This window comes from Micromonospora sp. RV43 (assembly GCF_001029515.1).
GTDB classification, from domain to species: Bacteria; Actinomycetota; Actinomycetes; order Mycobacteriales; family Micromonosporaceae; genus Micromonospora; species Micromonospora aurantiaca.
The window spans coordinates 1-21,223 of record NZ_LEKG01000148.1 but is presented as its reverse complement, the minus strand read 5'-3'; the positions used below and the strand labels follow the sequence as shown (position 1 = coordinate 21,223).

At 74.0% G+C, this 21,223-nt stretch carries 20 protein-coding genes, 1 pseudogene and 1 riboswitch; of the genes and pseudogenes, 6 read left to right on the top strand and 15 right to left on the bottom strand.

The features are described 5' to 3' along the window. The 7 genes and pseudogenes from ABD52_RS28140 to ABD52_RS28115 form a co-directional block, all read right to left on the bottom strand. A partial coding sequence (locus ABD52_RS28140; RefSeq protein ID WP_047893767.1) for a hypothetical protein occupies positions 1 to 612 on the bottom strand: 612 nt, incomplete at its 3' end. Between the two features lie 16 nt (positions 613 to 628). After that, positions 629 to 1,105, bottom strand: a pseudogene (locus ABD52_RS41060) (PspA/IM30 family protein); the annotation flags it as partial. Position 1,106: 1 nt separating this feature from the next. Beyond that, positions 1,107 to 1,481, bottom strand: a 375-nt coding sequence (locus tag ABD52_RS41055) for a PspA/IM30 family protein (protein WP_235437579.1), incomplete at its 3' end; no start/stop codon positions are given. A gap of 127 nt (positions 1,482 to 1,608) precedes the next feature. After that, entirely contained in the window at positions 1,609 to 2,058 is a 450-nt protein-coding gene (locus ABD52_RS28130; protein WP_013284701.1) for a helix-turn-helix domain-containing protein, read from the bottom strand. A gap of 210 nt (positions 2,059 to 2,268) precedes the next feature. Then, on the bottom strand, positions 2,269 to 3,276 hold the full coding sequence (pgsA, locus tag ABD52_RS41455) for a CDP-diacylglycerol--glycerol-3-phosphate 3-phosphatidyltransferase (RefSeq protein WP_255352876.1): 1,008 nt from the start codon (positions 3,274 to 3,276) through the stop codon (positions 2,269 to 2,271). Between the two features lie 47 nt (positions 3,277 to 3,323). Then, a complete protein-coding gene (gene rimO, locus ABD52_RS28120) occupies positions 3,324 to 4,826 on the bottom strand; it encodes a 30S ribosomal protein S12 methylthiotransferase RimO (protein WP_047893765.1) in 1,503 nt (500 codons plus the stop codon). A 50-nt stretch (positions 4,827 to 4,876) separates the two neighbouring features. After that, positions 4,877 to 5,800 (bottom strand): ornithine cyclodeaminase family protein, encoded by a 924-nt coding sequence (locus ABD52_RS28115; protein WP_200905248.1) that lies wholly within the window; start codon positions 5,798 to 5,800, stop codon positions 4,877 to 4,879. 96 nt (positions 5,801 to 5,896) lie between these two features. Next, a riboswitch (guanidine-III (ykkC-III) riboswitch) is annotated at positions 5,897 to 5,962 on the top strand. 59 nt (positions 5,963 to 6,021) lie between these two features. On the opposite strand from ABD52_RS28115, the gene ABD52_RS28110 reads away from it, so the two are divergent. Together ABD52_RS28110 and ABD52_RS28105 are read left to right on the top strand one after the other, a co-directional pair. After that, positions 6,022 to 6,336 (top strand): multidrug efflux SMR transporter, encoded by a 315-nt coding sequence (locus ABD52_RS28110; protein WP_047893763.1) that lies wholly within the window; start codon positions 6,022 to 6,024, stop codon positions 6,334 to 6,336. A gap of 87 nt (positions 6,337 to 6,423) precedes the next feature. Beyond that, positions 6,424 to 6,669: a hypothetical protein gene (locus tag ABD52_RS28105; protein WP_013284695.1), complete on the top strand. Its 246-nt coding sequence runs from the start codon at positions 6,424 to 6,426 to the stop codon at positions 6,667 to 6,669. Positions 6,670 to 6,729: 60 nt separating this feature from the next. On the opposite strand, the gene ABD52_RS28100 is transcribed toward ABD52_RS28105, so the two are convergent. Further along, the gene (locus tag ABD52_RS28100; RefSeq protein WP_013284694.1) at positions 6,730 to 9,186 is read right to left on the bottom strand and encodes a DNA translocase FtsK; all 2,457 of its coding nucleotides are present in this window, start codon (positions 9,184 to 9,186) and stop codon (positions 6,730 to 6,732) included. A 113-nt stretch (positions 9,187 to 9,299) separates the two neighbouring features. Between ABD52_RS28100 and ABD52_RS28095 the strand changes: the two genes are divergently transcribed. Then, complete coding sequence (locus ABD52_RS28095) at positions 9,300 to 9,779, top strand: YbjN domain-containing protein (RefSeq protein ID WP_013284693.1); 480 nt, start codon at positions 9,300 to 9,302, stop codon at positions 9,777 to 9,779. Further along, positions 9,776 to 11,425: a YbjN domain-containing protein gene (locus tag ABD52_RS28090; RefSeq protein ID WP_047893762.1), complete on the top strand. Its 1,650-nt coding sequence runs from the start codon at positions 9,776 to 9,778 to the stop codon at positions 11,423 to 11,425. Before ABD52_RS28095 ends, ABD52_RS28090 begins: the two co-directional genes overlap by 4 nt. Before the next feature lie 63 nt (positions 11,426 to 11,488). On the opposite strand, the gene ABD52_RS28085 is transcribed toward ABD52_RS28090, so the two are convergent. The 6 genes from ABD52_RS28085 to ABD52_RS28060 all read right to left on the bottom strand — a co-directional run bounded on the left by ABD52_RS28085 (position 11,489) and on the right by ABD52_RS28060 (position 18,691). Further along, positions 11,489 to 13,039, bottom strand: coding sequence for a S1 family peptidase (locus ABD52_RS28085; protein ID WP_013474451.1), 1,551 nt, complete (start codon positions 13,037 to 13,039; stop codon positions 11,489 to 11,491). 174 nt (positions 13,040 to 13,213) lie between these two features. Beyond that, a complete protein-coding gene (locus tag ABD52_RS28080) occupies positions 13,214 to 14,902 on the bottom strand; it encodes a ribonuclease J (RefSeq protein ID WP_013284690.1) in 1,689 nt (562 codons plus the stop codon). 51 nt (positions 14,903 to 14,953) lie between these two features. Further along, on the bottom strand, positions 14,954 to 15,880 hold the full coding sequence (gene dapA, locus ABD52_RS28075) for a 4-hydroxy-tetrahydrodipicolinate synthase (protein ID WP_013284689.1): 927 nt from the start codon (positions 15,878 to 15,880) through the stop codon (positions 14,954 to 14,956). Positions 15,881 to 15,932: 52 nt separating this feature from the next. Then, complete coding sequence (gene thyX / locus ABD52_RS28070) at positions 15,933 to 16,670, bottom strand: FAD-dependent thymidylate synthase (RefSeq protein WP_013284688.1); 738 nt, start codon at positions 16,668 to 16,670, stop codon at positions 15,933 to 15,935. 130 nt (positions 16,671 to 16,800) lie between these two features. Beyond that, a complete protein-coding gene (locus tag ABD52_RS28065) occupies positions 16,801 to 17,472 on the bottom strand; it encodes a DUF2752 domain-containing protein (protein WP_200905247.1) in 672 nt (223 codons plus the stop codon). After that, on the bottom strand, positions 17,462 to 18,691 hold the full coding sequence (locus ABD52_RS28060) for a winged helix-turn-helix domain-containing protein (protein WP_013284686.1): 1,230 nt from the start codon (positions 18,689 to 18,691) through the stop codon (positions 17,462 to 17,464). Before ABD52_RS28060 ends, ABD52_RS28065 begins: the two co-directional genes overlap by 11 nt. Positions 18,692 to 18,770: 79 nt before the next feature. On the opposite strand from ABD52_RS28060, the gene ABD52_RS28055 reads away from it, so the two are divergent. Further along, entirely contained in the window at positions 18,771 to 19,316 is a 546-nt protein-coding gene (locus ABD52_RS28055) for a GNAT family N-acetyltransferase (RefSeq protein WP_013284685.1), read from the top strand. Here ABD52_RS28055 and ABD52_RS28050 read toward each other — a convergent pair. Next, positions 19,221 to 20,525 carry a glycosyltransferase family 87 protein gene (locus tag ABD52_RS28050; RefSeq protein WP_013284684.1) on the bottom strand — a complete coding sequence of 435 codons (1,305 nt, stop codon included), beginning with the start codon at positions 20,523 to 20,525 and terminating at the stop codon, positions 19,221 to 19,223. The two genes, ABD52_RS28055 and ABD52_RS28050, sit on opposite strands and share 96 nt — an antisense overlap. Before the next feature lie 35 nt (positions 20,526 to 20,560). Between ABD52_RS28050 and ABD52_RS28045 the strand changes: the two genes are divergently transcribed. Continuing rightward, positions 20,561 to 21,145: a GNAT family N-acetyltransferase gene (locus tag ABD52_RS28045; RefSeq protein ID WP_047893761.1), complete on the top strand. Its 585-nt coding sequence runs from the start codon at positions 20,561 to 20,563 to the stop codon at positions 21,143 to 21,145. The last annotated feature ends 78 nt before the right edge of the window (positions 21,146 to 21,223 follow it).

Sequence of the window (21,223 nt, the reverse complement as noted above, 5' to 3'; positions counted from 1 at the left end):
CCGCTCGTACGCGGCCACCCCGTCCTCCAACTGGGCCACCAGCGTGGCGTGCACCTCGTTCAGCGTGCTCTGCGGGGTCAGCTTCGCCGCGCGTTCCACGCTCGCCACCCGGGTCGCCAGCTCACGCAGTGAACGATCGGCTTCGGCCGCCTCCCGGACCGCCGGCTCGGCCAGTCCGGTCAGCCGTCCGGCCAGCCCGGCCAGGGTGAGCGCGGCCCGGTCCAGCCGGGCCCACGGCTCGGCCGCGGCGGTGCCGCGCAGCGCGAGGCGGGAGCGGACCCGGCGTACCTCGGCCACGACGCCCGGGCCGACGGGCAGCCGCTCGACGGCGGCGACCAGCCGGGCGCGGGAGCGGGCGGCGGCCTCCGCCGGGTCGAGGGCGGGCGGTGGCGGCACGGCGGCCAACGCACGGTGGTCGACCCAGCGCCAGGCGGCCACCGCGATCGCGCTGCCCGCGGCGCCGGCCCAGGCCGCGTCCGCCAGACCCAGTCCGGCGTACGGGGTCAGCACCGCGGCGGCGCCGCCGAGCCCTCCGGCCAGCACGCTCCACCGCCGCGCCGAGTTGCGTAGCCTGCGCAGCCTGCGGAAGTGCCGGGCCCGTTCGTCCGCCATCGTGTCCGCCCCTCCGTCAGCCGGTCGTGGTCTCCCCGGTGCCGCGTTCCCGGCTCATGCTGGCCCGGATCTCGTCGAGACGGGCTGCGGCTGCCGGATCGGCCGGCTGCCCCACGGCGGAGGTCTCGGACCGGCTGCCGAGCTGCTCGCCGGCCATGCTCGACCGGATCTGCTCCAGTCTCGCCGATCCGGCCGAGTCGAGCGTGGCCTTCTGGATCTCCAGCATCCGGCCCTCGACCGAGTTGCCGGCCAGCTCGGCCCGGCCCATCGCGGTGGCGTAGCGGCGTTCGATCCGGTCACGGACCTCGTCCAGCGAGGGGGTGTTGGCGGGCGCGGTGAGCGACGACATCGACTCCAGCGAGCGGGCCACGCTCTCCTGCATCTTGGCCTGCTCCAGCTGGCTGAGCAGCTTGGTGCGCTCGGCCAGCTTCTGCTGGAGGATCATCGAGTTGTTCTCGACCGCCTTGCGGGCCTGTGCGGCCGCGCCGAGCGCNCTGGTCGTGCAGCGTCTTGAGGTCTTCCAGCGCCTGCTCCGCGGAGACCAGCTGGGTGGCCAGCATCTGGGCGGTCTGCTCGTAGCGCCCGGCCTCGGCCTCGTCGCCCCGGCCCCGCGCCTGGTCGGCCACCGCCAGCGCCTGCCGCGCGTTGCCCTGGAGCTGTTCCACCTCGGTCATCTGCCGGGACAGCTTCATCTCCAGCTGGCGCTGGTTGCCGATCACCGCTGCCGCCTGCTGCACCAGCGCCTGGTGCTGGCGCTGCGCCTCCTCGACGGCCTGCTGGATCTGCACCTTCGGATCGGCGTGCTCGTCGATCTTCGCGCCGAAGAGCGCCATCAGGTACTTCCAACCCTTGACGAACGGGTTCGCCATCTCCGCCTCGTCCCCTCAGTAGCGTCGCGCCTACATCGTCCCAGCCGGACGCCACTCCGGCACCCGTACGCTCCTGATCAACAGTACGACGCGAACGCCAGCACTGCCCACGACGTGACAGCCGGGGTCAGGCGGCGCAGACCACATCCCGCTCGGCGGGGCGTACGCGGGTGCTGCGCAGCGTGGCCTTGAGCGGCGAGTCCTGCCGGACCTGGACGGCGACCCCGCCGTCGGAGGTGACCTGCCGGACACCGCGGTTGGTGGCCTTGCGCACGGCGGACGGGCCCACCGGAGCCGGCTCGACCCGCTCGTCGGTCACCGGCACCAGCACGCCGGGCATCTGCTCGGCCAGGGCGACCGTGTCGCTCACCTCGCGCAGCAGCTCGGACAGGCGGGCGCCGAGCGCGTCGCAGATCGCGGCCAGCAGCTCGCTGGAGGGTTCCTTCTGGCCGCGTTCGATCTCGGAGAGGTAGCCGAGGCTGACGTTGGCGGCGGAGGAGACCTCGCGGAGGGTGCGGTGCTGCCCTTGCCTGCGTGCTCGCAGCGCGTCACCGATCACCCGGCGTAGCAGGACCATCGCACCTCCCCCTGAACGGGACCACCATCTCCGGCCGGAACACGTCGCGCCGGACGCGGCGGACCGCCCCGGCGCCGACGGCGACCGCCGGAGCCTTCCCGCAACCGTACCCGTTGGTCGCCACGACGACATCCCACCCCGCCTCTGAAAATCCGGGCGGATCGACAGGTCCGGCGATCCCGCCGCCGGGCGTGTCGGCGCCGCGCGGGCTCACCGGCGGCCCGCCCCCGCCGCCTCGGCGGCGTCGGCGTCGGCGGGGAGTTCGATGCGGTCGGCGAGCAGCCGCAGCGCCTCGATCACGGCAGCCGAGCGGATGTGGTCGCGGCCGCCCTTGAGGTCGAGCCGGCGCACCTCGGTGCCGTCCGGTCCGGCGACCGCCACGTAGACCAGGCCGACGGGCTTGTCGTCCTGCGGCTCCGGCCCGGCCACGCCGGTGGTGGCCAGGCCCCAGTCGGCGCCGCACCGCTGCCGTCCGCCCTCGGCCAGCGCCGCCGCCACGTCCGGGTCGACCGGGCCGCGGTCGGCCAGCAGGTCCTCCGGTACGCCGGCGAGCGTCGCCTTGAGTTCGGTGGCGTAGACCACCATGCCGCCCCGGTAGATCGAGCTGACCCCGGCGATCTCCACGATCGCGGCGGCGAGCAGGCCGCCGGTCAGCGACTCGACGGTGGCCAGCGTCTCGCCGCACTCGTGCAGGCGGTGCACCACGGCGGCCGCCCCCATGATCCACGGTCCGATCGCGGCGAGCGCCTCCGGCATCGGCCAGAGATACCAGGTGATGGCCAGGATCTGCAGCGCGGTCTTGACCTTGCCACCACGGCTGGCGGCGATCACCCCGTGCCGGATCACCCAGAAGCGCAGCCCGGTGATGCCCAGCTCGCGGACCAGGATCACCACGGTCACCCACCAGGGCAGCCGGTCGTAGAAGGAGAGCAGCACCAGGGCGGCGCCGGTGAGCGCCTTGTCGGCGATCGGGTCGGCCACTTTGCCGAGTGAGGTGACCAGTTCGTACCGGCGGGCGATCCAGCCGTCGACCAGGTCGGTCGCGGAGGCCACCACGAAGATCACGCAGGCGGCCGTCCGCCAGCCCGCGTTGCTCATGCCGGAGGCGATCACGGTGGCCACGAAGACCGGCACCAGCACCAGGCGCGCGCCGGTGAGCAGGTTCGCCGCGTTGAGCAGCGGTACGGGGGCAGCCGCCGTCGACTCCGCTCCCGTCATGTCCCGCATCGCCCCACGTGGCTTCCCCGCTCCATCAGGGCCCGCCGTCACCGTACCGCGCCGGGCGCCGCCGAGATCATCTCATCCGGTACGGCGACCAGGTCCACGCCCTCGGTCGCCGTCACCGTGGCCCGGACCAGGTCACCGGGGCGCAGCGCGGCCAGATCGACGCCGCCGCCGACGGGCGCGACGAGTGTGGTCGAGCCGTCGACCTCGGGCGCCTGGTGGGCGGCCCGCCCCTCCACCACCCCGTCGGCGGTCGAGTCCACGAGCACCTCCACCGTCGCGCCGAGGCGTTCCTCGGCGCGCTGCGAGCAGAGTTCGTCGGCCAGCGCGCTGAGCTTGTCGTACCGCCGCTTGATCGTGGCGGCGGAGACCTTGCCGGTCAGGCCGGCGGCCTCGGTGCCGTCCTCGTCGCTGTAGTCGAACATGCCGATCGCGTCCAGCCGCGCCTCGGTCAGGAACCGGACCAGCTCGGCCACGTCCTGCTTCGTCTCGCCGGGGAAGCCGACGATGAAGTTGCTGCGCGCGCCCGCGTCCGGCGCCAGCGCGCGGGCGGAGGCGAGCAGTTCCAGGAACCGGTCGGTCGAGCCGAAGCGCCGCATCCGGCGCAGCACCGGCTCACTGGAGTGCTGGAACGACAGGTCGAAGTACGCGGCCACGCCCGGCGTGGTGGCGATCACCTCGACCAGGCCGGGCCGGGTCTCGGCGGGCTGGAGGTAGCTGGCGCGGACCCGCACGATCCCGTCGATCGCGGCGAGCTGCGGCAGCAGCTTCTCCAGCGCGCGGGGATCGCCCAGGTCCTTGCCGTACGAGGTGGAGTTCTCGCTGACCAGCACCAGCTCGCGGACCCCGCTCTTGGCCAGCCACTCGGCCTCGGCGAGCAGCTCGTCCGGGGTACGCGAGACGAAAGCGCCGCGGAAGGCAGGGATGGCGCAGAACGCGCACCGCCGGTCGCAGCCGCTGGCGAGCTTCAGCGAGGCCACCGGGCCGGTGTCGAGCCGGTGCCGCAGCACCTGCCGCAGGTGGGCCGGGGTGTGCGCGTCGGTCTCCGGTGCGACCCGGGCCGGGGTGCCGTGCCCTGGTAGCGACACCGCCGCGTCGCGGCGCTTCACCGGGGTCAGCGGCAGCAGTTCCCGCCGGTCGCGGGGGGTGTGCGCGCCGATCGCCTCGCCGGCGAGCACCGAGTCGAGGCGGGCGGCGATGTCCGGGTAGTCGTCGAAGCTGAGCACGGCCTGCGCCTCGGGGAGACTGTCGGCCAGCTCACGGCCGTACCGCTCGGCCATGCACCCGGCGGCGACGACCTTCGCGCCGGTGTCGGCGGCGGCCAGCAGCGTCTGGATCGAGTCCTGCTTGGCCTTCTCGACGAACCCGCACGTGTTCACCACCACCACGTCGGCGCCCTCGCCGTCGGTGGTGACCTGCCATCCGTCGGCGTGCAGCCGGGCGGCCAACTCCTCCGAGTCGACCTCGTTGCGGGCGCAGCCGAGGGTCAGCAGGGCGACGCGGCGCCCGTCGGATCGCGGGGTGGAGGAGGAGGCAGACACCATCCGAGGGTACCGGGCCGGTTCCGGTGCGCCGCGCACCCGTCCGGCCAGGGTCAGCGCGCGGACACGGCCACCCGGGCCAGCCGATCGAGGAGGAACACCTCCGTGCCGGCCAGGCCGGTGGAGCAGAAGACCGAGATCTGGTCCGCGGTGGTCCGGCCGGGAGCCGCGCCGGCCAGCACCGCGCCCAGGTCGCGCAGCCGCCCGGCGTACGGCTCGACGGCGGCGAGCATCGGCGGGACGTACGCGGCTGCCTGCCCGGGTGAGTCGGTGACCAGCAGGTCGGCGGCGTCGAGCAGGTCGGGGCCGAACTCGTGCCTGTCGACCTGCTTGAAGCCGACGGTGTTGACGTGGGTGCCGGGGGCCAGGTCGGCGGCGTCGAGCACCGGGACGGTGCTGGTGGTGGCGAGCATCACGACGTCCCGGTCGCGTACCGCGGCGGCGGCCGAGCCGACGGCGCGGGCCGGCACACCCAGCTCGGCGCGGACCCGCGCGGCGAACGCGTCCCGCCGGGCCGCCGAGCGGCTGAACACCGTCACCTCGCGCAGCGGCCGGACCGCCGCCGCGGCCCAGACCTGGGTCCACGCCTGCCGGCCGGACCCCACCACGCCGATCGTGGCGGCGTCCGCGCGGGCCAGGGCGTCCACCGCCACGCCACCGAGTCCTCCGGTACGCCGGGAGCCGAGTTCCTCGCCGACGGCGATGGCGCGTACCGCGCCGGTGGCCGCGTCGTGCAGCACGACGAGCTGACCGCTCTCCGGGTGGCCGAACGTGTCGTACGAGCGGAAGCCGTACCACTGCCCGGTGAGGTGCCCGGCGGTGAGCACCATCCGGCCCCCGCCCAGCGGCGCAGACGCCCGGGGCGGGGCGATGAGCCGCCCGGCGTGCGCGGCCAGCAGCGCGTCGCGCATGGCCGCGACGGTGAGCGGTGCGTCCACGGCGGCCGCGACGTCGTCGTCGGAGAAGAGCACGGTCATGCGTTCCATCGTGCAACCTGAAGTTGACGTCAACTCCACTCATGGTGGGCTTTCTCACCCCGCCGCCGACCCGGCCCGCCCGGTGCTACCGTCGGCCACGACGGCCCGCGGGCCGTCCCGGACGAGTGGTGGGCGTACCCGGTCAGGCCAAGACGCCCCGCGTGACCTAACCGTCGCCCGGCCCGCTCCGCGCCGGGCCCGCCCGTCAGAGGTGATGTCCCATGGCCTGGATCGTGCTGGTGATCTCCGGACTCCTGGAGACCGCGTGGGCGATCGCGCTGGACCGCAGCGCCGGCTTCACCCGTCCGCTCCCCTCCGCCGTCTTCGCCGTCACCCTGGTCGGCAGCATGTCCGGCCTGGCGTACGCGCTGCGCGACATCCCGGTCGGCACCGGCTACGCGGTGTGGGTCGGCATCGGCGCCGTGGGTACCGCGCTGGTCGGCATGCTCGCGCTCGGCGAGCCGGTCAACCTGCCGCGCGTGGCCTGCCTGCTGCTGGTGGTGGCCGGTGTGATCGGACTGAAGCTGTTCGCCTGATCGATGCCGCCTCCGGTTTGGACGGTACGGCGGCCGGGGTACCCGATCTCCCGTCGACACGTAGCGAGATCACCCACGGAGGAAACCATGGCCGACATCCACGCCACCGCCCGTCCGCGCAGCAGCGCCGCCCGGATCTGCACGATCATCGCGTTCGTCTTCGCGGCCATCGCGATCTTCATCCTGCCGCCGCTGTTCGGCCTGGTCGGCCTCGTGCTCGGCATCGTCGGCGCGGTCCTCGGTGACAAGCCGCTGGGCTGGTACGCCGCCGCCGCGAGCGTCGCCGGCGCCGTGATCGGCATGATCATCAGCTACGTGGTCCTCACCAACTGAGACCGCCGAACCGCGAACGGGCCCGCCGGGACGACCGGCGGGCCCGTTCGCATGTACGGGTCAGTCCTCGCCGCCACGCAGGCCGGCCAGGACCTCCTCCAGTTCGTCCGGCTTGACCAGCACGTCGCGGGCCTTGGAGCCCTCGGACGGGCCGACCACGCCCCGGGTCTCCATCAGGTCCATCAGCCGGCCCGCCTTGGCGAAGCCGACCCGCAGCTTGCGCTGGAGCATCGAGGTCGACCCGAACTGCGAGGTGACCACCAGCTCGACGGCCTGCACGAGCAGGTCCAGGTCGTCGCCGATGTCCTCGTCGATCTTCTTCTTGCTGTCCTGCGCCGGGGCGAGCACGTCCGGGCGGAACTCCGGCTCGCGCTGGTCCTTGCAGAACTTCACCACGTCGGCGATCTCGCGCTCGGTGACCCAGGCGCCCTGGATGCGCTGCGGCTTCGACGCGCCCATCGGCAGGAACAGGCCGTCGCCGCGGCCGAGCAGCTTCTCCGCGCCCGGCTGGTCCAGGATGACCCGGGAGTCGGCGAGGGAGGAGGTGGCGAACGCGAGCCGGGACGGCACGTTCGCCTTGATCAGGCCGGTGACCACGTCGACCGAGGGCCGCTGGGTCGCGAGGACCAGGTGGATGCCGGCGGCCCGGGCGAGCTGGGTGATCCGGACGATGGAGTCCTCCACGTCGCGCGGCGCGACCATCATCAGGTCGGCCAGCTCGTCCACGATCACCAGCAGGTACGGGTACGGCCGCATCTCCCGCTCGCTGCCCGGCGGCGCCTTGATCTCGCCGTTGCGCACCTTGCGGTTGAAGTCGTCGATGTGCCGGACCCCGTTGGCGGCGAGGTCGTCGTAGCGCATGTCCATCTCGCGGACGACCCACTCCAGCGAGTCGGCCGCCTTCTTCGGGTTGGTCACGATCGGCGTGACCAGGTGCGGGATGCCCTCGTAGCCGGTCATCTCGACCCGCTTCGGGTCGATCAGCAGCAGCCGCACCTCGTCCGGCGTGGCCCGGGTCAGGACGGAGACCAGCAGCGAGTTGAGGCAGGACGACTTGCCCGCGCCGGTGGCTCCCGCAATGAGAATGTGAGGCATCTTCGCGAGGTTGGCCACCACGTAGCCGCCCTCGATGTCCTTGCCGAGCGCCACCACCATCGGGTGGTGGTCGCTCGTCGCCTCGCGGGAGCGCAGCACGTCGCCGAGCGACACGTTCTCCGGGTCGGTGTTCGGGATCTCCACACCGACCGCGCTCTTGCCCGGGATCGGGCTGAGGATGCGCACGTCCGGCGACTTCACCGCGTACGCGATGTTGCGGGACAGCTGGGTGATCCGCTCGACCTTGACGCCCGGGCCCAGCTCCACCTCGTACCGGGTGACTGTCGGGCCGCGGGTGAAGCCGGTGACGGCGGCGTCCACGTCGAACTGCTCGAAGACGCCTGTGAGCGCCGCGATCACCTCGTCGTTGGCCTTGCTGCGGCTCTTCGGCTTGGCGCCGCTGCCGAGCAGGTTCGCCGGCGGCAGCGTGTAGTCGCCGGCGAGCCCGGTCAGCGCGAGCTGCTCGGCCCGGGTGGGCAGCGGCGAGTGCTCCGGCGGCTCGACCGGCTTGCGGTTCGCCGGCACCTTCGGCGGCTTGCGCGGCAGCACCAGGGTCTCCTGGAGGTCGACGCCTGCCAGCTCGTCGTCCGGGTCCAGCGGCTCCAGCGGCGGCGGCATCCGCTTCGCGGGCCGCTTGCGGGCGGGCTTCGCCGGCGCCTCGTCCTCGGCGGACTCCTCGTCGGCGTCCGCCCCGGCCGGGTCGGCACGCAGGCCGAGCCGCTCCGGGATCTTGTTGATCGGCGTCGCGGTGACCACGAGCAGGCCGAACACCAGCAGCAGGAGCAGCAGCGGCATGGCCACCCAGGCGGTCACCGCGGACTTCAGAAGGTCGCCCACGCCCGCGCCGATCAGGCCGCCGGCGAAGTCACGCTGGACCTCGTCGACCGGGTTCTGCCCGATGTGCAGCATCGCGGCGGTCGCCAGCATCATCGAGCCCCAGCCGACCAGGCCGCGACCGCGGTGCTCGGGATCGGCGGGGGTCCGCATCAGCCGCCACGCGCCGACCATGAACAGCACCGGAAGGATTATCGAGATGGCGCCGATGAACAGCCGTACGGTGTCGGCCAGGTGCCGGCCCACCGGCCCGGCGCCGCCGCCCCAGATGCCCACCGCGCTGAGGATGGCCAGGCCGAACAGCAGCAGCCCGGCGCCGTCGCGGCGGTGCTCCGGATCCAGCTCCCGGGTGGACGCGGCCTGCCGCCCGGCCGCCCGGAACGTCCAGCCGACCGTGTGCGCAAGTCCCATCCAGACGGCGCCGACCGCCCGGCCGACGAACGCGGCCGGGCTCGGCCCGGGAGCCGGGCGCCGACGCGCCGGTTTCCGCGCCGCCGCCTTCTTCGCCGGTTGCCGGGCGCGGTTGTTCGTGGTGCCACGCGGCGACGCGCCGCGCCGCCGGCTCGCCTGAGAGGTACGGCCCGCCATAGAGTCACGGTAACGGCGGCACCCGGTGGATCGCCGCTTTTCCGGGTCGTGTCCGCGCGTCGCAGCACGGGTCGGACCGTCGTTTGTGTTATTCGCCTCAGAAGGGATGCCCGATGGCGTCGCCGGAGATCGAGGACGGTCCGGACGGTCCGCTGGCCGGACACCCGCAGGAACTGCGCCCGCTGACCGGCGAGCTGATCGCCGCCGTCCTCGGCCACCGGGGGTACGCGGTGGTCGAGGAACCCGACGGCGCGCTGGTGGGCCGCTGGGAGCGGAACCTGATCTGGTTCCACCGCCGGGGCGTGGCCGGTGAGCTGCTCCAGGTACGCACAGTCGTCGCGGACCACTTCGGCATCGAACGCGTGCCCGAGCTGCACGCCTTCTGCAACACGTGGAACCACGACCGGCTCTGGCCCAAGGCGTACGTGCACGTCGCCGACGACGGGTCGGCCCAGGTGTGCGGCGAGGTCACCACCGACCTGGAGCGCGGGGTGACGCCGCACCAGCTCGACCGGCTCGTCGACTGTGGCGTGACCACCGGGTGCCAGCTCGCCGCCGCCGTCGACGAGCTGGCCGGCGGGACGCTCCGGTGACCACGGCACGAGACCGGGGGCTGGCCGCCGCGCTCGCCGACGCCCGGGACCGGCCCGACGGCGCGGAGCGCTGCGCCGAGCTGGAGCGGATCGCGTCGCGGGCGGACGCCACAGGCGACCCGCGTACCGCCCTGTCGGCACGGTTCGCGCTGGTCGAGGCGTACCTGCACCGGGGCGAGCGGTGGCGGGCGGTGGAGCCGGTCCGGCGGATGCGGACCACGCTGGACGGGCACCCCGGGCTGCTGGACGCCCGCCCGGACGAGCTGACCCGGTTGCGCCGGCACCAGCGGCAGGCGGTGGAGGCGTCGTTCGGCACGCCCCGGGTGGGTCTGGACCAGGCCCGGTCCCTGTTGGACGCGCTCGCCGGGGAACTGGGCGAGGACGCCGCGCCGGTGGCGGAGCTGCGCTGCCGGCTCGCCGACCACCTCGGCGACGAGCCGGCCGCCCGGAGGGCGTACGAGCGCTGGTCGGCGGCGGACGCGAACGACCCGGTGGGCGGGTGTGCGGGGTGCGCCCCGGCGCGGCGGGCCGACCTGCTGGCCGGCTGGGGCGAGCCGGACGCGGCACTGGCGGCGCTGGCGCCCGCGCTGACCGGCTGGGTCGAGCCGCAGGCGCCACCGACCCGGCGGGGCGAACGGCAGGCGGCAGCCGCCGGGGCGACGACCTGCACCGACCAGCCGGAACGGGCGCTCGCCGTGGGGCTGCTGCCGTGGCTGCGTACCGGCGCGGTGACGCGGGCGGCCCGGGCGCACGTGCGCGCGTACCGCCGGCATCGCAGCGAGCGGACGGCGTTCCCGCTGCTCGCCGCGCACCTGCGCTTCTGTGCGCTAGGCGGCTACCTGCACCGTGGGCTGGAGATCCTGACCGAGCAGCTGCCCGAGCTGGACCGCCCGGCCGACGACCTGGCCGCGATGGAGTTCGCGGCGGCGGGCGCGCTGCTGTGCGGACTGGCCGCCGAGGCCGGGCTGGGCGGGCGGCGCATCCACCGCCCGGGGCACGGTTCCCGGCCGGCGGCCGAGGTGGACGTGGCGACGCTCGGTACGCAGTTGCAGGCGCTGGCGACGGCGCTCGCCGGCAGCTTCGACGCCCGCAACGGCACCGGGCACCAGTCCGGCCGGATCGCCTCCTGGCTGGCCGAACGGCCACTCGCCGCGCCGGTGTCGCTGGCTGCCGAGAGCGAGTTCGACGAGGAGCCGGACGCCGATGATCCGGCCGAACCCCTGCTGCCCGGGCCGGAGGAACCGGCCCCGCTGGACGCGGCGCTGCTCGCCGCCGCGCTCGACGCCCGGGGCGAGCCGTACACGCCTGAGCCGGACGGCACGCTCGCCGGGCGGTGGGGCGAGGCCACGATCCAGTTCCGCCTGCTCGGCCGAGACGGCGACGTGCTGCACGCCCGGGTGGTGGCGGAGCGGCGGCTGCCGGCCGGTCGGCGCGCCGAGGCGTACGCGTTCTGCAACGCCTGGAACCACGACCGGCTGCTGCCCGCCGCGTACGTGCACGAGCCCGGCGACGGGACGCTCGTGCTGGCCGCGGGCATCTCCACCGACCTGTCCTGCGGGGTGGCCCCGGCGCAGCTCGCGGTGCTGGTGGCCGCCGCGGTCCGCACCGGCACCGCGTACGCCGAAGCGGTCGCCGCGCTGCCCTGACACGCGGCGCGGCCCCCGACCACCGGGCGGTGGTGATCGGGGGCCGCGGTCTGGGTGCGGCGGTCAGCGGGCGGAGAACGCCAGCGTGTACTCGCCGGAGCCGGACAACCCGACGACGCGGTACCGGTACGCACCGGCCTGGGTCTCGGCGGTCAGGCGGGCCGTGCCGTCGGCGGTGGCCGCGCGGGCCACGGTGCGGAACGCGCCGCCGGTGAAGCGTTGCAGCTCCAGCACCACCCGGGCGCCGTCCGGCGCGGACAGGCACGCCTCCTGGGTGCCGTCGGGCACCCGGTAGAAGCGCCCGTCCGGCTGGACCTGGGTCCGTCCGGCGGCGATCCGGCCGGTCCGGCTCACCTGGCCGGAGCACTCGGTGTCGTCCGCCGGCGGGGTGGGCTCGGCGGTCACGGGCGGGGTGGTCTCGCCGCCGCCCGCAGGCGGCTGCGTGGGCGCGGGCTGGTCGCCGGCGGTGACGAGCGTCAGGTTGTTGCGCTGGAGGATCTCGTTGACCGGCTGGAAGAACGTGGTGCCGCCCCGGGTGCAGTCACCGGATCCGCCGGACGTGACGCCCTGCGCCTGGTCGCCGGAGAGCCACGCGCCGCCGGAGTCACCCGGCTCGGCGCAGACGTTCGTCCGGGTCAGCCCGGTGACGGTGCCCTCCGGGTAGTTGACTGTGGCGTTCTTCGCCTGGATCAGGCCGCAGCGGGTGCCGGTGGTGGAGCCCGACCGGCAGATCGACGCGCCCACCGGCGCCTCGGTGGAGCCGTTCACCGCCACCGTGCCGCCGTCGTTGAAGTCGGTCACCACGCCCTGCGGCGTCCAGTCGGCGTTCACCCGCACGAACGCCCAGTCGTCACCCGGGAACGAGGACGCGGCAAACGTGCCCTGGGCGACCCGGTTGGATCCGGTGGTGCGGTCCCCCGGCCGGCCGCAGTGCCCGGCGGTGACGAACCCGCCGACCACCGAGAAGCCGACCGAGCAGCGGCCCGCGTTGTTGATCAGGTAGGCGTCGCCGCCCCGCACGTCGAACAGCGGGCGCGGGGCCTCGTCGGCGGTCCGCACCCGGACCATCGCGGCCTTCGACCCGGCGGCGGCGGCGAGCCGTCGGCCGTCGGCCTCCGCGCCCGGCCGGGCGATCACGACCACCGCGTTGTCTGCCACGTCGACGTACCAGCCGGCGACGTCCGGGCTGGCGTCGGCGCCCGCCGCGTCCAGCCGGCTCTTCACCGCGTCCAGCTCGGCGACGCCGCGGGCCACCCGCTTCGGGACCGCGCCCGCGGCCCGTACCCGCGCCTCGCCGGCCGGGTCGGCCACCGCCACGGTGAGCGTGGCGCCGTCCGCGCTGAGCCAGCTTCCGCCGTAACCGGCGCCGAGTTCGCCGCGCAGCCGGGTGACGGTGCCGGCCGCCCACCGCTCGGTCCGCAGCCGCTTCACCGCCTGGTCGCGGGTCAGCGCGAGGTCGCGGCCCATCGCGTCCAGGACCTCCGGGGCGACGCCGTCGGCCGCCGGCGCGGCCCGCCGGGGTTCCTCACCGGCGAACGACGGTACGGTCACCGCCGCCGTCAACCCGGCCGCCGCCACCAGTACGCCGATGGCTGTCATCCGTCTGCGGTCCATCCGCCACGCTCCTCCCGACCGGCGCAGGGGCACGCCGGCCATCGGGAGGTACGGAGACGGACGCCGATCGGATGAGTGCGGTCACCACGTTTCGACACCGCGTGTCGGGACGTACCCGGAAAGCGACGGCGCCGGCCCACCGCGGACGGTGGACCGGCGCGCGGCGCGGTCGGGTCAGACCTCGACGACGGTCGGGACGATCATGGGCCGACGGCGGTACGCGTCGTTGACCCAGCGGCCCACAGTGCGGCGGACGATCTGCTGGAGCTGGTGCGGGTCGGTGATGCCGTCCGCGGCGGCCCGGTTCAGCGCCTCGGTGACCAGCGGGACCACCGCGTTGAACGCCTCCGGGTCCTCGGAGAAGCCCTTCGCCGAGACGGTCGGGCCGGCGACCACCTTGCCGGTGACCGAGTCGACCACGACTGTCGCGGCGATGAACCCGCCGTCGCCCAGGATCCGGCGTTCGGTGAGCAGCGACTCGCTGACGTCGCCGACGGCGAGACCGTCGACGTAGACGTACCGGCTCTTGACCCGCCCGACCAGGCTGGCGCGGCCCTCGACCAGGTCGACCACGTCGCCGTCCTCGCAGAGCACGACCCGGTCCGGCGCGACGCCGGACTCGATGCCGAGCCGGGCGTGCGCCCGCAGGTGCCGCCACTCGCCGTGCACCGGCATCAGGTTGCTCGGGCGTACCACGTTGAGCAGGTAGAGCAGCTCACCGGCCGGGGCGTGGCCGGAGACGTGCACCTTCGCGACGTCCTTGTGCACCACCACGGCGCCGGCCCGGGCGAGCCGGTTGATCACCCGGTAGACCGAGGTCTCGTTGCCGGGCACCAGCGAGGACGCCAGCACCACCGTGTCGCCAGGGGCGATGGTGATGTGCCGGTGGTCGCCGCTGGCCATCCGGCCCAGCGCGCTCATCGGCTCGCCCTGCGAACCGGTGGACATCAGCACGATCTGCTCGGGCGGCAGATTCGTGGCCTCCTCGATCCCGACCACCAGGCCGGGCGGGATGTTGAGCAGGCCCAGGTCGCGGGCGATGCCCATGTTGCGGACCATGGACCGGCCGATCAGCGCCACCTTGCGGCCGTGCTCGACGGCCGAGTCGAAGACCTGCTGCACCCGGTGCACGTGCGAGGCGAACGAGGCGACGATGATCCGCCCCTTGGCCTTCGCGAAGATCGAGTCGAGGACCGGGCCGATCTCCCGCTCCGGCGTGACGAACCCGGGGATCTCCGCGTTCGTCGAGTCGGACAGCAGCAGGTCGACGCCCTCGGCGCCGAGCCGGGCGAACCCGGCCAGGTCGGTGATCCGCCCGTCGAGCGGAAGCTGGTCCATCTTGAAGTCGCCGGTGTGCAGCACCAGGCCGGCCGGCGTACGGATGGCCACCGCCAGCGCGTCCGGGATCGAGTGGTTCACCGCGAAGAACTCGCACTCGAACGGGCCCAGCCGTTCCCGGCCGCCCTCCCGCACGGTCAGCGTGTACGGCTGGATCCGCCGCTCGGCCAGCTTCGCCTCGACGAGCGCGAGCGTGAACTGCGAGCCCACCAGCGGGATGTCCGGCTTGTGCGCGAGCAGGTACGGCACCGCGCCGATGTGGTCCTCGTGGCCGTGCGTGAGCACGATCGCCTGCACGTCGGCCAGCCGGTCCAGGATCGGGCCGAAGTCGGGCAGGATCAGGTCCACGCCCGGCTGCTCGACGTCGGGGAACAGCACCCCGCAGTCGACGATCAGCAGCTTGCCGTCGTACTCGAAGACGGTCATGTTCCGGCCGATGGCGCCGAGTCCGCCGAGCGGGATGATCCGCAGGCCGCCCTCGGGCAGCGGCGGGGGCAGTTCACCCTCGATGTGCGCCTCGGTCACGCGTCACCTCATTCTGCGACGCCGTCGCGCGGCGTCCGTCGTGTCGTTGATTCATTCGGGCAGGGGCAGGCCCGCCGCGGCGCAGTCGGCGCGCAGCTGGGCCAGTTCGTCACCGGTGGCGTCGACGAGCGGCGGCCGCACCGGGCCGGCCGGGCGACCCTGCGCCCCCAGGCCGGCCTTGACCAGGATCGTGCCCTGGGTGCGGAAGATGCCGGTGTAGAGCGGCAGCAACCGCCGGTGCAGGGCGAGCGCACCGGCGTTGTCGCCCGCCTCGAACGCCTCGATCATCTGCTTGGTCAGCGCGCCGGTGAAGTGGGTGGAGGTGCCGACCACGCCGACCGCGCCGATCGACAGCATCGGCAGGGTGAGCGCGTCCTCGCCGCTGTAGTAGGCCAGGTCGGTGCGGCTGAGCACCTCCGACGTGGCGAACAGGTCGCCCTTGGCGTCCTTCACCGCGACGATCCGGCCGTGCTCGGCCAGCTTGACGAGCGTCTCGGTGGCGATCGCCACGCCCGCGCGGTGCGGGATGTCGTAGAGCATGACCGGCAGGCCGGTGGCGTCCGCGACTGTGGTGAAGTGTCGCAGCAGCCCGGCCTGCGGCGGCTTGTTGTAGTACGGCGTGACCACCAGCAGGCCGTGCGCACCGGCCTTCTCGGCCTGCGTGGCCAGCTCGACTGTGTGCCGGGTGTCGTTGGTGCCCACACCGGCGACGATGCGGGCCCGGTCGCCGACCGCCTCGACCACGGTGCGGATCAGCGACTCCTTCTCCGCCTCCGTGGTGGTCGGGGACTCGCCGGTGGTGCCGTTGAGCACCAGCGCGTCGTTACCCTGCTCGTCGACGAGATATTCGGCCAGCCGGGCGGCGCCGTCGAGATCCAGGCCGCCGTCCGGCGTGAACGGGGTCACCATGGCCGTCATCACTCGCCCGAACGGGCGCGACGCGCCCCGGCTCGGGGCGGCGGAGTGGTCGTGCGTCATGCTCACAACCTAGCGGACGGCCGCCGGTGGCCCGGCGGCGAAGGGCGACGAGTCACTCCGCGTGCGGCGACGCAGCCACCTCGGAGCCGTCGGGCAGGGTGGAGATCACGAAGTCGGCGAAGACGTTCGGCGCGACACCCTTGAGCTGGCGCAGGCACTCCACCGCCAGCTCGCGGATCTCCACGTCGGCGTGCTCGGTGGCGCGCATCTTCACGAAGTGCCGCCAGGCCCGGTAGTTGCCGGTCACCACGATCCGGGTCTCGGTGGCGTTCGGCAGCACCGCCCGGGCCGCCTGGCGGGCCTGCTTGCGGCGCAGCGTCGGGTTGGGCTCGTCGGTGAAGCGGGCCTCCAGCCCTTCCAGCAACTCGGTGTACGCCCGCACCGCCGCGTCGGTGGCCTCGACGAACTTCTTGTGCAGCTCCGGGTCGTCGGCGATCACCGACGGCTCGACCATCGCCGCGTCCCGCTCGGGCACGTAGCGCTGGGAGAGCTGGGAGTAGGAGAAGTGCCGGTGCCGGATCAGCTCGTGGGTGAACGAGCGGGAGACGCCGCTGAAGTAGAAGCTCACCGAGCCGTGCTCCAGCACGCTCAGGTGGCCGACCTCCAGGATGTGCGCCAGGTAACCGGCGTTGGTGGCGGTGGCCGGGTTCGGCTTCTTCCAGCTCTGGTAGCAGGCCCGGCCGGCGAACTCGGCGAGCGCCTGCCCACCGTCGGCGTCGGTGGACCAGGGCACCTCTTCGGGCGCCTGGAACTGGGTCCACGCGATCAACTTGACCTGGGGCTGAACCATCTCCGGCATTCCTGCGACTGTAGTTGGCCCGCGCCCGGCGTGGAAATCGGGCACGCGGCCGGCCAGCGGGCGCTTTGCGGAACATCGAACCCGGATAGCGGGAACGCTCCGGCGGAGAGGGCGGAGAGCGCTAGACGTAGAGCGAGGTGAAGGGTGCCCAGGGCAGGTTGCGGACGACCGAGAAGACCCCCCACGCGGCCAGGAACACGCCGATGACCTTGGGGCTGAACTGGACCTCGGGCAGCTTCCAGCCGAACGCCCGGTTGCCGGCCCAGGCCACGAAGAGCCAGGCCAGGAACGGCAGCGCGAAGACGAACAGGAAGTGGTGCCGGGCGGCGGCGGGCAGGTCGCCGTGCAGCACGTACCAGAGCGCGCGGGTGCCGCCGCAGCCCGGGCAGTCCAGCCCCGTGGTCAGCTTGAGCAGGCAGGTCGGCGCGGCGTCCGGGTCGCTGCGGGTCGGGTCGCTGATCAGGGCGTACGCGATGCCGAGGCCGACGCAGCCGAGCGCGGCCAGCGGCACCGCCCAGCGTGGGGCGCGGGCGTGCAGGCGCAGCACCATCCGGGTGAACCGGTCGGCCTCGACCGGCTGGTACGCCACCGGGTAACCCGGCCACGGCGCTCCGGGCGCTCCCGGCGCTCCGGCAGGGGTGTGCGCTCCGGCGTGCGCGAACGCGGGCGCCAGGGTGTGATCGTGCGCGTGCGACGGTGATCCGGACTCCGGCTGCACGTGCCCGTGCGGCTCGGTGTGCGGGTCGGGCGCGGTGGCAGGCCGGTCAACGCTCGTCACGCGCTCACCGTACACCGGCCACGCCCACCAGCGCGGCGGCCAGCGGCCCCGCGAGGTCGCCCGCGGCGGGCGGGGCGACCGCGTCCAGGCCGAGCCAGCCGGCCAGCCGGTAGAGCTCGGCGGCGAGCGCCACTGCCGTCTCCCCCGGATCGGCGCCCGGCTCGACCCAGGCGGCCGGCACCAGCAGCGCCCCGGCCTTCCGGTCGGCCTTCAGGTCGACGCGGGCGGTGAAGCGCTCGCCCTGGCGGAACGGCAGCACGTAGTAGCCGTAGACCCGCTGGGGCGCCGGCACGTAGATCTCGATCCGGTAGGTGAAGCCGAACAGCCGCTCAGTGCGCGCCCGCTCCCAGACCAGCGGGTCGAACGGGCTGACCAGCGTGTTGCCGCGTACCCAGCGGGGCAGCCGCGCGTCGGCGTGCAGGTAGGCCGGCTGCCGCCAGCCCTGCACCGTGACCGGGGTCAGTTCGCCCGCCTCGACCAGCTCGGCCACCGCCCGCCGCGCCCCGGCGACCGGCAGCCGGAAGTAGTCGCGCAGGTCCGTCTCGGCGGCGACGCCGAGCGAGCGGGCGGCGATCGACACGAGCGACCGGTGCGCCTCGGCGTCACCCGGGGTGGGCGCGTCCAGCACGGCGGCCGGGAGCACCCGCTCGGGCAGGTCGTAGCGGCGGGCGAACGAGTTGGTGCGGTCGGCGGCGGTGACCTCGCCGGCCCAGAACAGGAACTCCAGCGCCCGCTTCACGGCCGACCAGTTCCAGCCCCAGTTGCCGGTCTCCCGCGGGGCGTCGTGCTCGATCTCGGCCGCGGTCAGCGGCCCCCGGGCGGCCACCTCGTCACGGACCCAGGCGACCAGCTCGGGCTGCTCCTCGGCGATCCGGCGCATGCCGCCCCACGCCTCGTCGCGGGCCTTCGCCATCCGCCAGCGCAACGCCGGGTGCAGCCCCACCGGGACCAGCGACGCCTCGTGCGCCCAGTATTCGAACAGCTCACGCGGGCGGCGGTAGGCGGCGGTGTCCAGCAGGGCGGTCGGGTACGGCCCGAGCCGGCTGTAGAGCGGCAGGTAGTGCGCGCGCTGGAGCACGTTCACCGAGTCCATCTGGATCAGCCCGACCCGGTCGAGCACCCGGCGCAGGTGGCGGCGGGTGGGCACGCCTGAAGGCGCCGGGTCGGCGAAGCCCTGGGCGGCCAGGGCGATCCGGCGGGCCTGGGCGAGGGAGAGCGATTCCGGTACGGCCATCGTCGGCGACCCTAATCCAGCGGTACGACATCGGGAGCGGCGGCTGGACCGATCGCCCGTCGGGGCATAGAACGGACAGGTGCTCACCATTCGCCGGGAGGAACCGGACGACGCCGAGGCCATCGCCCGGGTGCACGTCCACGGCTGGCAGGCCGGGTACGCCGGGATCATGCCCGAGGAGGTGCTGAGCCGGCTGAACCCGCGCGCCTGGGCGCAGCGCCGCCGCGACCTCGGCACCGCCGACCCGGAGCACCCGTTCACCACGCTCGTCGCCGTGGACGGCGGCACGATCGTCGGGTTCACCACGTTCGGGCCGTACCGGAACAACCAGGACCGCGGCGACCTCGACCCGGCGCACGGCGAGTTGCTGGCGATCTACCTGGAACCGGCGCACTGGGGTTCGGGCGCCGGCCGGACGCTGCTCGCGGCGGCCCGGGACGGCCTGGCCGAGCGGGGCTGGACCGGGTACCGGCTCTGGGTGCTCGCCGACAACGCCCGGGCCCGCCGCTTCTACGAGCGGGCCGGGCACTCACCGGACGGTGAGGAGTCCGCCTACCCGGTGCCGCTGTCCGGTGGCCGCACCCCGATCCTGCTCCGCGAGCTGCGGTACACCACCGGAGGCTGACCCGGCCGGGACGCCGTCGCCGGGACGCCCGCCGCCGGCCGGCGTGAGCCAGCGCCGGACCGGCAGCCCGAGCAGCAGCGCCAGGCTGATCCACACGTACGTGTTGCTGCCGAGGAAGCCGTCCACGCCAGTGAAGTCCTTCTCCCAGGACCAGACGATCCGGCTGCACAGCAGCGCGTACCCGATCAACGCGGCGGCCAGCAGCAGACGGCGCCGGCGGCTGCGCGCGGGCGCCGCCATGCCGTTGTCGACGAGCAGGATCAGGCCGGGCAGCAGCCAGACCAGGTGGTGCACCCAGGTGACCGGGCTGACCAGGCACATCACGGCACCGGTGAGGGCCAGGCCGGTGGCCTCGTCGCCGGCGGCCACCGCCGCCCGCGAACGCCACGCCCACACCACGAGCGTCAGGAGTACGAGCACCAGCCAGGCGATCGTGCTCGGGTGCTGCGGGTCGAGCCGGGCCACCACCCCGCGCAGCGACTGGTTGGAGACGAACGCCAGTTCACCGACCCGGTCGGTGTTCCACAGCGCCTCGGTCCAGAACTCCCGGGACGCGTCGGGGAAGAGACCGGCGGCCACGAGCGTGGCGACGGCGGCCGTGCCGACTGTGGTCAGGGCGGCCCGCCAGCGGCCGGTGACCAGCAGGTAGACGATGAAGATGCCGGGCGTCAGCTTGATCGCGGTGGCCAGGCCGATGCCCACGCCCGCCCAGCGGCTGCGCGCCGGCAGCAGCCACAGCAGGTCCACCGCCACCAGGAACAGCAGCAGCATGTTGACCTGGCCGAAGTTGACCGTCTCGCGCATCGGCTCGTACGCGGCGGCCAGGCAGAGCGCCACAGCGAGCGCGAACCAGCGGGTCCAGCCGGACCGGCGGGCCACCGGGTCCAGCAGCCGCCAGATCACCACGGCGCTCGCCAGCACCGTCGCGGTCACGCTCACCACGATCGCCGCGCCCCACGGCAGGTACGCCATCGGCAGCATCACCAGTGCGGCGAACGGTGGATAGGTGAAGCCGTACTGCGTGCCGGGGCGCAGGAAGTCGTAGATCTCCCCGCCGTCACGCGCCCAGTAGGTCAGCGCGCCGTAGTAGACCTGGAGGTCGAAGAAGCCGTGCCGCACCGCCGCCACGGAGAGGAACACGGTGACCGCCGCGGCGAGCGCCACCACGGCGACGACCTGCGTGATCGTCCGCCCGGCACCCTGCGCCACCGTCACCCTCCTCGCCCTGCGTAGGCTCACGTGCCATGGCTGCAGGCTACGTCCGGCCCGCGCGTCCCGAGGACGCCGGCGAGATCGCACGCATCCAGCTCGCGACCTGGCGGGTCGCGTACCGCCGGATCCTGCCACGGCACGTGCTCGACAACCTCGACGAGGCGTACCTCGCGCGGCGGTGGAGTGCGGCGGTGCAGGAGCCGCCCTCGGGCGCGCACCGGGTGCTGGTCGCCGTCGAACAGGCGGCGCAATCCTATCTGGTGGGGTTCGTCGCCTCCGGTCCGGCCGACGCCGACGCGCTCGCCCCCGACGAGCCGGCCGAGGCGCTCGGCTCGGACGTCGCCGCGGTCACGGATCTGCTGGTCGAGCCCCGGTGGGGGCGGCGCGGGCACGGCAGCCGGCTGCTCGCCGCGGCCGTCGACCACTGGCGCGCCGACGGTATGACCCGGGCGGTGGCGTGGGCGTTCGACGCCGACGCCGCGACCCGGAAGTTCCTCGGCTCGACCGGCTGGGAGCCGGACGGAGCAGCCCGCGCGCTGGACGTGGACGACATGCTGGTCCCCCAGATCCGCCTGCACGTGGCAGTCCCGGAGGAAAATCTTCCGCCGCAGCGATGAGTTCCGCTCGTCTCGCCGGTCCACCCTCGCGTGGGTGGGCCGGCGGTCCCGGCACGGGGCAGGACCGCCACCCCACCC

What these genes read in the sequence shown, in the direction of transcription:
- ABD52_RS28095 (WP_013284693.1), top strand. Translation starts at nt 9,300, where the DNA reads ATGGCGTCGCCGGAGATCGAGGACGGTCCGGACGGTCCGCTGGCCGGA.
- thyX (WP_013284688.1), bottom strand. Translation starts at nt 16,670, where the DNA reads ATGGTTCAGCCCCAGGTCAAGTTGATCGCGTGGACCCAGTTCCAGGCG.
- ABD52_RS28060 (WP_013284686.1), bottom strand. Translation starts at nt 18,691, where the DNA reads ATGGCCGTACCGGAATCGCTCTCCCTCGCCCAGGCCCGCCGGATCGCC.
- ABD52_RS28085 (WP_013474451.1), bottom strand. Translation starts at nt 13,039, where the DNA reads ATGGACCGCAGACGGATGACAGCCATCGGCGTACTGGTGGCGGCGGCC.
- ABD52_RS28100 (WP_013284694.1), bottom strand. Translation starts at nt 9,186, where the DNA reads ATGGCGGGCCGTACCTCTCAGGCGAGCCGGCGGCGCGGCGCGTCGCCG.
- rimO (WP_047893765.1), bottom strand. Translation starts at nt 4,826, where the DNA reads ATGGTGTCTGCCTCCTCCTCCACCCCGCGATCCGACGGGCGCCGCGTC.
- pgsA (WP_255352876.1), bottom strand. Translation starts at nt 3,276, where the DNA reads ATGACGGGAGCGGAGTCGACGGCGGCTGCCCCCGTACCGCTGCTCAAC.
- ABD52_RS28105 (WP_013284695.1), top strand. Translation starts at nt 6,424, where the DNA reads ATGGCCGACATCCACGCCACCGCCCGTCCGCGCAGCAGCGCCGCCCGG.
- dapA (WP_013284689.1), bottom strand. Translation starts at nt 15,880, where the DNA reads ATGACGCACGACCACTCCGCCGCCCCGAGCCGGGGCGCGTCGCGCCCG.
- ABD52_RS28115 (WP_200905248.1), bottom strand. Translation starts at nt 5,800, where the DNA reads ATGACCGTGCTCTTCTCCGACGACGACGTCGCGGCCGCCGTGGACGCA.
- ABD52_RS28045 (WP_047893761.1), top strand. Translation starts at nt 20,561, where the DNA reads ATGGCTGCAGGCTACGTCCGGCCCGCGCGTCCCGAGGACGCCGGCGAG.
- ABD52_RS28110 (WP_047893763.1), top strand. Translation starts at nt 6,022, where the DNA reads ATGGCCTGGATCGTGCTGGTGATCTCCGGACTCCTGGAGACCGCGTGG.
- ABD52_RS28130 (WP_013284701.1), bottom strand. Translation starts at nt 2,058, where the DNA reads ATGGTCCTGCTACGCCGGGTGATCGGTGACGCGCTGCGAGCACGCAGG.